Genomic DNA, 13071 nt, shown 5'->3' with positions numbered 1-13071 from the left:
TATCGAATGTTGTCAGGGAGTAGACAATCTTTACTTCTTTCCGAAAATTCGGAAAAAACCAAAAACATTTATTGAAATATGTGGGTTTATCACCTAATAATTGTGGTGAGTCCACAAACTCAAAAATAAACAGAAGTATCGGAGGGTTGTAAATGAAGGTAAGACTATTGGCGACTGCTCTTGTAACCGCTCTCATTTTCTCTACGGCTTTAACCGGGTGCTTTGACAATTCGAAGAACAATTCGAATTCATCGAACTCGGCGAACAAGACAAATGCAGAAAGCTCGAGTAACACCAATGAGACGGTATCGAACAACAAGTCAGACAACACATCAAACAATACGAATGCTTCATCGGAAGCAACCGGGGATGGAACGATTACGGAGTTCCATCAATCATCGTATTTGGACGGCAAGAACCTTCCGGATGTGAAAGACCGCTTACCTGCAGATTACAAAATCACCAACGAAGTGGCAGAGGGGCAATTGAAGTATGAAATCGGATCTTTCGGTGGTACTTTGAGAACGGTTACATCGGTACCGAACTGGGATGCAGACGTTTTCGTCATGGATAATGAACCACTGCTTAACACGCCGAGTATTCTCGGAGAAGAACTTACAGGCAACGTTCTGAAGGATTATTTGCTCAGTGATGATCAGAAATCAATCTCGTTCCAAATGCGCAGAGGCTTGAAATGGTCTGACGGCGAGCCTGTAACGACGGAGGATATCCGGTTCACAGTCGAGGATGTACTGATGAACCAGGAGCTGACCCCGATCTTCCCGCTCTATCTCCGTTCCGGTGGTGTAGCTGAAGGTGCTCCGCTTAAGTTGGAAATCATTGACGATTATAACTTTAAGCTATCCTTCGATCGTCCATACGGCGGACTCTTGATTCGCTTAGCGATTCAAGGCTGGCGTGGATACACAGAGCTGCTCAAGCCTGCTCACTTCCTGAAGCAGTTCCATACCAAATATATAAAACTTGATCAGTTGGAGTCGGCGATTAAGGAAGCCGGGTTTAAACAAGGCGAGTGGGTCAACCTGTTCAACTATAAAGATATTACGAACTGGAAATTGAACCATTCCGAAGCGGTCGGTTTCCCAGTCCTTTATCCGTGGATCATTACAAAAGCGACGCAGAGTATGACGACGTATGAACGCAATCCTTATTATTTCAAAGTCGATAAGGCAGGAAATCAGCTGCCATATATCGACAAAATCGAAAGCACCCTTGTAAACGATATCGAAATGGTAAGTTTGAAGACGATTGCCGGCGAGGTTGATTTCTCACGTGAATCGGCATCGCTCGTCAAGATGCCGTTGTACAAGGAAAACGAGAAGAACGGTTATAAAGCCATGCTGAATAATATGCATGTGACTCCGACCGACATTTTCCTTAACTTGACCTATGAAAAAGATCCAAACTGGGGGAAAGTTGTCCAAGATGTCCGTTTCCGCCAAGCATTGAACATGGCCATCGACCGCCAAGAACTTATTGATACGATCTACTATGGTTTTGCCAAACCGGGCAGCATCGAAGATCCGACATTTGATTTGGATAACGCTAACAAATTGCTGGATGACATGGGCATGAAGAAAGACGCAAACGGTAAACGTTTAGGTCCGGACGGCAAAGTATTTACCATTCCAATCGAAGTTGGAGCCCAAGCACCGGACATCGTTCCTTATACGCAGCTTATCGTCGAAATGTGGAAGGCGCTTGGTCTTAACGTCACGATGAAAACGATCGATCAGACGCTTTGGTCGCAGCGTAATACTGCGAATGATCTTCAAGCGACTGTCATCTGGACGCACACACCGCTCTGGTATATGGGTGATTGGGGCCAAGGCATGTGGGCTCCGTTATGGGATCAGTGGCACTCAAGTTCAGGCAAGAACGGTAAAGAGCCGCCAGAAGATGTGAAGAAGCTGTACACGATGATTGATGAGGCACTCGCTACGGATCCGGAAAATGCCAAACGCAAGATCGAAGAAGTGAAGCAACAAATGAAAAACAATGTGTACTACTTCGTACCGCTCAGCGATGTGAAGCAGCCAATTATTGTGAATGACAAGCTGAAGAACATTCCTGGTGACAGCAGCTTTGCAATTGGAACCGACTTCTCAGGCGAGCAATTCTTCTTCGGCAAATAAGACATAGTCGTCCGAACCTAAAGGAGCCCAGACCTCATGAGAGGAGGCTGGGCTCCCGGGTTCGAGTATGGATCTGCGGCTTACATTGAATGGAGGGAACCGCATGATAAATTTTATTAGCTATCGATTATTACAGCTCATTCCGCTGTTGATCGCCATAAGTATCATCGTATTTGTCATTATCCAGCTTCCTCCCGGTGATTTCTTAACCAACTATATTCAGCAATTGAAGCTGTCGGGCAATGATGTTTCGGAGAGTGCCATCATTAATTTGAAGCAGGAATACGGACTGGATAAGTCACTCATCGTGCAGTATGTCGTCTGGATCAAAGATATCGTGCTGCATGGAAATATGGGTCGTTCCTTCCAATTCAACATGCCGGTTGCTGATGTTATCTGGCCTCGGCTCGGTTTAACGATTACCATTTCATTAATTTCGCTCGTGTTCGTATGGCTCATCTCGATCCCGATCGGCATCTATTCGGCCACGCATCAATATTCCATTCTAGATTATGTGTTTACATTCATCGGATTTATCGGAGTCGCGGTTCCCGGCTTTCTGATTGCCCTCGTACTCGTCTATTTCATATTCATTGAAACCGGCGTATCGATAACAGGGCTGTTCTCACAGCCGTATATCGATGCGCCATGGAGCATGGCGAAGGTGCTGGATATGCTGCCGAGGATGATATTGCCTGTAATCGTAATCGGAATGGCATCTGCCGCATCGCTGATTCGAGTCACACGGGGCATGCTGCTCGATGAATTATCGAAGCAGTACGTCATTACTGCCAGAGCGAAAGGCGTATCGGAAGGTAAATTGCTCTTCAAATATCCGGTTCGTATGGCCATCAACCCGCTTATCAGTACAATCGGATGGACGCTGCCGGCGCTAATTTCCGGAGAGGTCATCGTGTCCATCGTCCTCAACCTTCAGACAACGGGGCCGATGCTGCTCAAGGCGCTCATGACGCAGGATATGTACTTGTGTGGCAGCTTTATTCTGGTAACCAGCTTCATTACGGTATTAGGAACACTTCTCTCGGATATTTTGCTTGCGGCAATTGATCCGCGTATCCGCTTTGGAGGTGTTTCGGAATGAGCGGGCTTTCGACGGTTATCAATCAACTTCGTCAACCGAGAACACGGCGGAACAAGTCGGCCGATACACTGAACGTTGAAGTTGCCTCGCAATGGCAGCTGATGTGGTGGAAGTTCAAGAAGCATAAGTTGGCGATGATTTCAGCGATTTTATTGATTCTGATGTTTACTATCGCCATATTTTGCGAGTTTGTAGCTCCTAATCTATCCGGTACACGTTATACGGCTTATAAGAATGCCCCTCCGCAGAAGATTCATTTTGTCGATAAGGAGACGGGGTTTCAGTTACGGCCGTTTGTCTATGGTTTGAAAGAAAAAGTCGATCAGGAAACCTTCTTGCGGACCTTCAGTGAAGATACAACGAAAAAGTACCCGGTGTACTTCTTCGTCAAAGGCGAACCTTATGAAATGTGGGGATTTATCTCTTCAAGCATTCATTTGTTCGGCTTAGGTAATAAGGATGGTGCGCTCATTCTGATGGGAACGGATCAACTCGGCCATGATCTGTTTTCACGTATTATTTATGGGGCACGCATTTCCTTATCGTTTGGTCTTGTCGGTATTATCCTAACTTTGATTATCGGACTGCTGCTCGGCGGAATATCCGGCTACTTGGGCGGTGTGTCGGATACGATCATCCAGCGAATCATCGATTTTCTCATTTGTATTCCGACGATTCCACTCTGGATGGCACTTTCTGCTGCAGTGCCGCGAGACTGGTCGACTACCAAAATGTATTTCGGTCTCATCATCATCTTCTCTGTTATCGGATGGACAGGTCTCGCTCGTGTCGTGCGCGGTAAAATTCTATCGTTGCGAGAAGAGGACTTCACGATGGCGGCTCGGCTTGCAGGCGCCAGTGATTTGCGGATCATTCGGAAGCACTTGCTCCCGTCCTTTGCCAGTTACATTATCGTAAACGTAACGCTTGCGATTCCCGCCCAGATTCTAGGGGAAACCTCATTGAGCTTTCTTGGTATTGGGCTGCAAGCTCCCGCTGTATCTTGGGGCGTATTGCTGCAGGATGCTCAGAACCTAGAAACCTTGGCACATCATGCTTGGCTGCTATGGCCTGCCGCCTTCATCATGTTAACCGTGCTCATGTTTAACTTTCTCGGAGACGGGCTTCGGGATGCTGCAGATCCTTATAAATAGGAGGTGGACCTATGTCACAGCAAGAGAATGTCATATTGGAAATGAAGGACGTCAAGGTGCAGTTTCGATTGGATGAAGGACTTCTGAAAGCAGTAGACGGAGTCGATCTGCGAATTAAACGCGGCAAGACATTAGGCATTGTTGGCGAAAGCGGCTGTGGAAAAAGCGTTACCTCACAGGCGCTGCTGCGCATCGTTCCTAAGCCGGGAGAAGTGCAAGGCGAAATTCGGTTGTCTCGCAAGAAGCCGGATGGCACCTACGATGTTGTCGATCTTGCCAAGCTCGATCCCCGCGGCACGGAAATCCGAAATATTCGCGGCGGTGAAATCGCCATGATTTTTCAAGAACCGATGAAGGCATTCTCGCCGATTCATACCGTAGGCAACCAAATCATGGAGGCCATACTTCTGCATGCAACTGACAATAAGGATGAAGCCTATCGGCTTGGTGTAGAGATATTGAAAAAGGTAGGCATGTCCAATCCTGAGCAGCGGATGAGCGAATATCCACACCAGTTGTCCGGCGGCATGCGCCAACGGGCTATGATTGCGATGGCCCTTTCCTGTAATCCGGCAATCCTGATTGCCGATGAGCCAACGACAGCGCTGGACGTTACGGTACAGGCGCAGGTGCTCCAATTGATTAATGACCTGAAATCAAGTCATGATACTTCCGTCATTTTTATTACACATGATCTCGGTGTTATTGCGGAGATGTCGGACGATGTAGCGGTTATGTATCTGGGGAAGGTTGTCGAATATACCGACGTGGATACGTTGTTTCATAATCCGCAGCACCCTTATACCAAAGCGCTGCTTAATTCCATTCCTTCATTAATACGGACAAACAAACGGCTGGAGTCGATTGAAGGTACAGTGCCGTTTCCGATGAACTTACCGAAGGGCTGCGGCTTCTATACACGATGCAAGATGGCAAAGGATGGCGTGTGCAATGTGGAAGATGTGCCTCTGGTTGAAGTGACAGAGGGACATTCGGTACGCTGCTTGCTTGTGGATGAGGTCAATAACTGAAGCGGAGGTTGAGCCATGACGCAAGAGGAGTTTGTATTAGATGTCCGTTCGATGAAGAAATATTTTCCCGTTAAAGAAGGATTCCTTAAGAAAACGGTCGGCTTCGTCAAAGCAGTCGATGATATCCATATTCAAATTCGGCCTGGTGAAACGCTTGGACTCGTAGGGGAATCCGGCTGCGGCAAGACGACGCTCGGACGATGCGTCTTGAGGGCAATCGAGCCAACCTCGGGTTCCACGTTATTTCGTGACAGACAAGGACAAGTCAAAGATGTCATGAAACTGAACAATCAAGAGCTGAGGGCAATCCGCAGAGACATGCAGCTCATCTTTCAAGACCCCTATTCCTCGCTCAACCCACGGATGACAGTGCTCAATATTATCGCGGAACCGCTTATTTGTAACGGAATGGCTCGCGGCGAGAAGCTCAAGGACCGTGTCAGGGAGCTCATGGAAATGGTGGGCTTAGACAGTCGGCATCTGGAGCGGTACCCGCATGCTTTCAGTGGCGGACAGCGTCAGCGGATCGGAATTGCCAGAGCATTAGCAACGAATCCGAAGTTTATCGTGTGCGATGAAGCCGTGTCAGCGCTTGACGTTTCTGTACAAGCGCAAATTATCAATCTTCTGCAGGACTTGCAGGATAAACTGAATTTAAGCTACCTGTTTATATCGCATGACCTAGGTGTCATCCAACACATTTCTAACCGGGTCGGCGTGATGTATGTCGGCAAAATGGTAGAGACGGCTTCGACCGAGACCTTATTCCAGAAACCGCAGCATCCGTACACAGAAGCGCTGTTATCTGCCAAGCCCGTGCCTGACCCACGAAAAAAATCAAATCGGATCATTCTGTCGGGTGAAGTCGCCAATCCGGCCAAACCGCCATCTGGGTGCTACTTCCATCCGCGCTGTCCATATGCGGAGGACATCTGTAAATCTCAGGCTCCTGAATGGAAACAGGTCGGCGAAGGACATTATTCGGCATGCCACTTTGCCGGAGAGCTGCAGCTGCAGGGGGCTGCATCGCTATGACCGCCATCGTTTTGATTTTGCTCGTTTTCTTAGTTTGTTTATCTCTTATCATGCTTGCTTCGATATGGTATATGCGGTTTATGATGGCAAAGATCTTCGGGGAGAAGCATCACGATTTGGAAGTGATTTCATCCTCAGGCATGATTCCGGAGACTTGGTCGCGCAAATTTACGATGAAAATGATCCAGCTCCATGAAAAGGGAAATGAGGAAGGGGTTCGCAGCATACAGAAAGCAGCTGCTCGCAGCTACTTGAAGAGGCTTCGCCGGTTAACCGTTTATGTCAAGAAGACCAATCTTGTGGACAACGAAGAGACGCGAAAGCAAATGCTGCTAGAGCTTCAGAACGTCATTAGAGAGTGGAGTGATGAAGCACAGCATGGATCCTTTACTGCAAGAGCATAAGAAAGTAACCGCTGCTGGTTATCTATCCGTTGCATTGACGGCTGTCACCTCGTTCATCGGCATAATAAATTGGCTGGCGCTGCGGGGGCTTGTCATTTCTTTGCTGGGTTACTATAATGTCAATCCCTTCTCATGGCAGGCCATTGATTACATCATGTTCATTTCACTTGGCATTGGCTGGCTGGCTTATGTCTATTACAGTCAATTTCATTTTAAAAAACAGGCTTTGGCCGGGCGCGTTTGGAAGTCTTTTACGAGGTTTCTTGCCGTACAAGGTTGGCTGCTGTTCGGCTGCGGACTTCCCTACGTAGTGCTGGGAATTGACAATCCGCCTAAGGAAGAATGGTTACTCCTTGCCTCCGAGGGGCTCGGCGCATTGGTTCTTACAATAGGCTCTATTTGGCTAGGCAAAAGAGGTACAAAAGCCTCAGACCGATAAACGGTTGATGCAGCCTGGTAAGGGGGGACAGTTATGATTGTCGCGGAAAGGCATCAACACATCCTTCGGATCGTGAACGAGAAAGGAAGCGTTCGTGTTGCCGAGCTCAGCCAATTGTGCAAAGTAACAGAGGAAACGATTCGCCGCGACTTGGATCGCCTGGAAGGGGCAGGGAGACTGCAGCGCAGCTATGGCGGTGCAATGCGCATCGGCCCACAGACGCATGAAACACCGTACTTGCTTCGAGAAGCGGTTCATGTTGCGGAGAAACAACATATCGCGATGGAAGCTGCAAAGTTTGTCGAGTCCAATGACCGGATTGTGCTGGATGCCAGTACAACGGCTTGGCACCTCGCTGCGCAATTGCCCGACATTCCGCTCACGGTCTTGACGAATTCGTTGAAGGTAGCCTATGTCCTTAGCGAAAAGAAAAATGTGGTTGTGATCAGTACCGGCGGGATGCTAGTGCCGAATTCACTCTCATTCGTCGGACCTTTAGCTGAGCAATCGTTGGAAGAGTATTATGTCGATAAAGCGTTCATTTCCTGCAAAGGGGCGCATATGGAACGCGGGATTTCGGAATCCAATGAACTGCAAGCCCGTGTGAAACGGAAAATGATCGGAATGGCGGAGCAAGTTTATTTATTGGCGGACTACAGCAAGTTCAATACGCAAGCATTTATGACGATAACGAGCTGGGACCGGATCGATCGTCTCATTACGGATGCGGCAACATCTGCCGAAGATTTGAATCAGCTTCGGCGGCGTTCGATTGATGTTATTCAGCTTAAGGAATAAGGGAGTGCGGAGTCATGGAACGCAATGCCGGACTGGATATGATCCGTAGCACCGCGATTTTGCTTGTATTGTTCTGCCATGGGCTGGGGTTCTTCTTTATGCCGTATTATGATTTTAACCCCATTAATTATGTGACCGGCTACTTAGGCGTTGAATTGTTTTTTGTGCTAAGTGGTTTTCTAATCGGGCGGATATTGCTTCAAGAGGTCGTAGAGAAGGGGGCTTTTTCCGGGCTCAGAATCTTTTATCTTCGACGTTGGTTTCGAACGCTGCCGCTCTACTTCTTTGCAGTAGCCACAACGTACCTGTTGTTTACGGACCACATCGATCTCACAAACCTTGTTTTTCTGCAGAACTTCAATGAACAGCATTTAGCCTTTCTACCCATTTCATGGAGTTTATCGATTGAGGAATGGTTCTATCTGCTGATTCCGTTTCCGCTGCTTCTGGCCGGGAAATTTCGCAACAAATCAGCTGCCTTCTTCTGCATTTCCGCTGGGCTGATCCTTGTATTTCCCATCCTTCGAATGATGGAAGTGCACGCAAGTCAGCCAGTTTGGGATTACGGAATTCGCAAGCAAATTCCGCTGCGTCTGGACAGTCTTGTGTTCGGCGTCATTTTATCCGGTATCAAATACTATCATGCCTCGATTTATCGAAAGTACCTAGCAGGTAAGGTTTCCTTGCTCTTCGCGGTTGCCGGATTGGTCGGCTTTAGCGGCTTTTATGTTTACAATGGAATTCAGGCGCAAACGATGGATCATTCCTGGTTTGCCCGGACGATTCTGTTTAGCCTGGTATCATTATTTATCGCCTTGCTTATTGCGGTAGTGGAAGTGAATGTCCCAAGGATGGAACGGCTTCCGAAATTGCGTGCGTTCGTCGGTTTCATCAGCGTCCAAAGCTACGGATATTACCTGTTTCATTGGAACCTGTTCATCTGGTTCAGCAGGGAGAATACGACAGCGAGTGTTGGTCATAGCTTGTATTTGCTAATCTTTGCCTTCAGTATTTTGATCGGGTTTACGTTCGTCATGCATCGATATTATGAAGTTCCGTTCTTAAAATTAAGAGACCATATTACTAAGAAAACAAAGCGGACTAACGTAAGTTTCCCTATATCAAAAGATGCTTGAGGTTCAAAATACGAACGGGATACTTCAATAAATACGATGTATAGGCAGCCGGCATGCAAACCGAATGAAGTCCGCGGAATACGCGGGCTTTTTAATTTATTCGAATGTTTGAAACCTTTTGCTCTAATTAGAGTCTAATCATTACCAAATATTGAAAGTGGGGGAATCAATGAAGAGACAGATCATCCTAGGTGCTTGTTGTTTTCTGATAGCTTCCCAGATTAGCGCCTGCCAGAATGAGAACCATGCGTCGAACAGCAACAATCTACATCAAGCTGCGAACAGCAAGGAAACTAATGTCTCTGAGAAAACATCAAAAAAACAAAGCCTTCTTCAGCTATCGGAATATTCGGGTGATGGTACAAGGACAATCATGATTCTCGATACAAAAACTCAATATGACTATTTCATTCTGGAGCATAACGATTCGGCAGCAATCGTTGAGTTCAAGTATCTTCTATCGAAACAAGGTGATATTCGGCCACTGTTTTTAGACGTCATGAAATATATTACCTATGTCCCAGAAGCTTACCGAGGAGTCGTTAAATATGATTAAGAATAAAGCGTGTCTAGGGACAATTAATAAATCAACAATTTTTGATTTAAAGGTTGATCTGAGGAAGAATGTGTGGTAAATTCTACTCAAGCAAATTAATCAAGAAAATTTGATGTAAATCGATGCATAAGCGAAGGTGATCGTGATGAAAAAACCAATCCCAGTCAATGAACGAACAGCTGCACCTTTATCGTTTGAAAAGTACGAACAAAAATTTAAAGCACTGGCTGATCAAAAGAGACTCCAGATCCTATATGAGTTGTGCCAGCGCGGCAATACCTGTGTCTGCGATTTAACTGAAGTGGTGGAGATGCCGCAATCCAAGTTATCGTATCATCTGAAAATACTGTTGGATGCCGGCCTGATTACAAAAGAGACAAGAGGTACGTGGAGCTATTACGAGCTCAATCCGAGCGAAATAAATGCGCTTCTTTCCGAGCAGTTATGCTGTATTTTTAGACCGGCGGATAATAATTCGGATTGCTGCTAAATTTTTTTTTGAATTATAAATCAAAAATAATTGATTTAAAAGGGAGAGGTTACAATGAAAATGCATGTCGCCATTAATGTAAGAAATCTCGAGCAATCTATAGGGTTCTACCAAAAATTATTTAATGCAGATCCCACAAAAACGAAAGAAAACTATGCAAAATTTGAACTAGATAGCCCAGCCTTGCACTTCTCGCTTAATGTTAGGCCCTATGATAGTAAGGGAGTCATTAACCACTTTGGCTTACAAGTTCAAAACACAGCGGAAGTACTTGCTGTTAAAACTCGACTACAAGAATCCGGGATCGTCTCGATTGATGAGATGAATACTACTTGTTGTTATGCCGTTCAAGACAAAATTTGGATAACCGATCCGGAAGGTAATCCTTGGGAAGTATTCTATACCAAAGAGGACAGCGAATTCGAAGCTGCAGAGGAGCACGCCAACATGCCAAGTGGTTGTTGTACTGAGCCTGCACAACAACCGGTAAGGACTCTTGATAAAGTCGATTCTTGTTGTGCCGAACCGAGTTCGGTTGAAACTAATAATAATTGCTGCTTGTAAACTGGAGGGTCTAATGGCATTTGTAGCATTTCTGATTTTTATTATCACATTAACGTTTGTCATTTGGCAGCCAAGAGGGCTTAATATCGGCTGGTCAGCAAGCGGTGGCGCAATTGTTGCATTGATTTGTGGAGTAGTTGATTTAGCAGATATCGGTACGGTTACCGGCATAGTATGGAATGCGACGCTTGCATTTGTCGCCATTATTCTGATCTCTCTCCTGTTAGATGAGATTGGATTCTTTGAATGGGCAGCACTGCATATGGCACGTTTGGCTAGAGGCAACGGTAAGTTGATGTTTGTATACGTCATCCTTCTTGGTGCGGCTGTAGCTGCATTCTTTGCTAATGACGGTGCTGCGCTCATTTTGACACCAATTGTACTTGCCATGGTGAGGGCTCTCAAATTCGATCAGAGAATGATTGTGCCATTCATCATGGCCAGCGGGTTTATAGCAGATACGACTTCATTGCCGCTTGTGGTCAGCAATCTCGTTAACATCGTGTCCGCTGATTACTTTGGTATCGGTTTTGTTGAATATGCAAGCCGCATGATTGTCCCGAATATGTTTGCACTTTTGGCAAGTCTTTTAGTCTTGTTCTTATTCTTCCGCAGCAGCATTCCAAGCCATTACGATCCTAATCAGCTCAAAAAACCAGTTGATGCCATTAAAGACAAGAAGCTGTTTAACCTTTCATGGGTGATCTTAGCCGTTCTGCTTATTGCGTACCTTGTAAGTCAGTTTATTCATGTTCCTGTTTCCGTCATTGCAGGAGTTGTCGCAATATGGTTCATTTGTGCCGCACGGCGGAGCCCGGCGATTCATACCTGGAAGCTAGTTAAAGGTGCGCCTTGGGCCGTCGTGATCTTCTCCATTGGAATGTATGTAGTCGTGTATGGTCTTCGAAACGTAGGACTGACGGATACCCTTGGAAATGTTATTCAAGCCATTGCAGACCAGGGATTATTCGTATCTACAATCGGCACAGGGTTTTTGGCTGCGCTTTTGTCATCCATCATGAACAACATGCCTACGGTCATGATCGACGCGCTTGCCATTAAGGGAACGGCCACGCAAGGAATTATCCGAGAATCTCTGGTGTATGCCAATGTAATCGGGAGTGATCTCGGTCCAAAAATCACGCCAATCGGATCCTTGGCTACCCTCCTGTGGTTGCACGTGTTATCGCGTAAAGATGTAAAGATTACGTGGGGCAGCTATTTTAAAATGGGCATCATACTGACTATTCCGACGCTATTTATCACGTTGACGGGATTATATTTGTGGCTTTACTTGATCAATTCCACAAGCATAAATGTCTGGTTATTAATCATTGTAATTGCAGTAATTTTAATCGCTATATTGATGCTCGTTAAAGCAGGATTAGGTTCAAAGTTTCGTAAAGAGCACAATGAATTAGTAAGTATCAAACAAATTCAAGATAGGGGAGACCAGCAATAATGAACAATAACAAACCTCTCGTTTACTTTCTATGCACGGGGAATTCATGTAGAAGCCAGATTGCTGATGGGTTCCTAAGAGCACTTGGCAGCGATAAATACGAAGTGAAGAGCGCTGGCCTGGAAGCCCATGGACTTAATCCTCGCGCTGTTCAAATTATGAAGGAGTCCGGCATTGATATTTCGAATCACACTTCAGATGTTATTGACCCTGAAATCTTGAAGCAAGCGGATTATATAATTACGCTATGTGGTCACGCAAACGATAACTGTCCAGTAGTAAACAATGATAAAGCAGAAAGATGGCATTGGGGCTTTGACGATCCTGCAAAAGCAACGGGTACCGAAGAAGAAATTATAGCGAAGTTCCGCGAAGTTCGCGATTCTATTCAAGCTCGAATTCAACAATTTATTGTTGAAGGAAAATAACGGAGACCTAGACATACATTTAGATGCGGATGAAGCTAAGATAAAAAAACAGGCTGCCGGCAGCCTGTTTTTTTTATCTTAGGGGGAATATGAGTCGGATGGGTGAGAAGTAGTTTGAACTTTTACTATAAGAAGTCTTCTGCCATTCTCTAAAATTCTCATTTCTTTGATGACAGGGCGCGTAACACTACGGATAAAGAGGATAGTTTCTCCCGGCGCGAGTCCAAGTTCATCCGAACTCAGAACTCTATTATTCACTGCATTCATAATCACCTGTATGCACGGAAATCTAACACCCATACTATAAACTCCTAGT

Annotated in this window: 14 protein-coding genes; all 14 read left to right on the top strand. The window is 45.9% G+C overall.

The window, feature by feature from the left end:
• Positions 1 to 152 precede the first annotated feature (152 nt).
• The 14 genes from AC506A_RS06070 (at position 153) to arsC (ending at position 12755) form a co-directional block, all read left to right on the top strand.
• On the top strand, positions 153 to 2156 hold the full coding sequence (locus AC506A_RS06070; protein WP_495460072.1) for an ABC transporter substrate-binding protein: 2004 nt from the start codon (positions 153 to 155) through the stop codon (positions 2154 to 2156).
• A gap of 103 nt (positions 2157 to 2259) precedes the next feature.
• A complete protein-coding gene (locus AC506A_RS06065) occupies positions 2260 to 3258 on the top strand; it encodes an ABC transporter permease (RefSeq protein ID WP_475782349.1) in 999 nt (332 codons plus the stop codon).
• Complete coding sequence (locus AC506A_RS06060) at positions 3255 to 4412, top strand: ABC transporter permease (RefSeq protein ID WP_495460071.1); 1158 nt, start codon at positions 3255 to 3257, stop codon at positions 4410 to 4412. Before AC506A_RS06065 ends, AC506A_RS06060 begins: the two co-directional genes overlap by 4 nt.
• A gap of 11 nt (positions 4413 to 4423) precedes the next feature.
• Complete coding sequence (locus tag AC506A_RS06055; protein ID WP_495460070.1) at positions 4424 to 5443, top strand: ABC transporter ATP-binding protein; 1020 nt, start codon at positions 4424 to 4426, stop codon at positions 5441 to 5443.
• A 15-nt stretch (positions 5444 to 5458) separates the two neighbouring features.
• On the top strand, positions 5459 to 6478 hold the full coding sequence (locus tag AC506A_RS06050; protein WP_495460069.1) for an ABC transporter ATP-binding protein: 1020 nt from the start codon (positions 5459 to 5461) through the stop codon (positions 6476 to 6478).
• A complete protein-coding gene (locus tag AC506A_RS06045) occupies positions 6475 to 6882 on the top strand; it encodes a hypothetical protein (RefSeq protein ID WP_495460068.1) in 408 nt (135 codons plus the stop codon). The genes AC506A_RS06050 and AC506A_RS06045 overlap by 4 nt, the downstream gene beginning before the upstream one ends.
• Positions 6857 to 7321, top strand: a complete 465-nt coding sequence (locus AC506A_RS06040) for a hypothetical protein (protein ID WP_495460067.1) — start codon at positions 6857 to 6859, stop codon at positions 7319 to 7321. Before AC506A_RS06045 ends, AC506A_RS06040 begins: the two co-directional genes overlap by 26 nt.
• A 33-nt stretch (positions 7322 to 7354) precedes the next feature.
• On the top strand, positions 7355 to 8119 hold the full coding sequence (locus AC506A_RS06035; protein ID WP_495460066.1) for a DeoR/GlpR family DNA-binding transcription regulator: 765 nt from the start codon (positions 7355 to 7357) through the stop codon (positions 8117 to 8119).
• Between the two features lie 14 nt (positions 8120 to 8133).
• Complete coding sequence (locus AC506A_RS06030) at positions 8134 to 9255, top strand: acyltransferase family protein (protein WP_495460065.1); 1122 nt, start codon at positions 8134 to 8136, stop codon at positions 9253 to 9255.
• A gap of 169 nt (positions 9256 to 9424) precedes the next feature.
• Positions 9425 to 9811 carry a hypothetical protein gene (locus AC506A_RS06025; RefSeq protein WP_495460064.1) on the top strand — a complete coding sequence of 129 codons (387 nt, stop codon included), beginning with the start codon at positions 9425 to 9427 and terminating at the stop codon, positions 9809 to 9811.
• Between the two features lie 145 nt (positions 9812 to 9956).
• Positions 9957 to 10301, top strand: coding sequence for an ArsR/SmtB family transcription factor (locus AC506A_RS06020; RefSeq protein ID WP_495460063.1), 345 nt, complete (start codon positions 9957 to 9959; stop codon positions 10299 to 10301).
• 54 nt (positions 10302 to 10355) lie between these two features.
• Positions 10356 to 10865: an ArsI/CadI family heavy metal resistance metalloenzyme gene (locus AC506A_RS06015; RefSeq protein WP_495460062.1), complete on the top strand. Its 510-nt coding sequence runs from the start codon at positions 10356 to 10358 to the stop codon at positions 10863 to 10865.
• A gap of 13 nt (positions 10866 to 10878) precedes the next feature.
• The gene (locus tag AC506A_RS06010; RefSeq protein ID WP_495460061.1) at positions 10879 to 12327 is read left to right on the top strand and encodes an arsenic transporter; all 1449 of its coding nucleotides are present in this window, start codon (positions 10879 to 10881) and stop codon (positions 12325 to 12327) included.
• Entirely contained in the window at positions 12327 to 12755 is a 429-nt protein-coding gene (arsC, locus tag AC506A_RS06005) for an arsenate reductase (thioredoxin) (protein ID WP_495460060.1), read from the top strand. Before AC506A_RS06010 ends, arsC begins: the two co-directional genes overlap by 1 nt.
• Positions 12756 to 13071: the final 316 nt, after the last annotated feature.

Source organism: Paenibacillus sp. N22P23 (assembly GCF_059383735.1).
The sequence above is the reverse complement of the archived record's forward strand: the minus strand, read 5'-3'. Positions and strand labels throughout refer to the sequence as shown.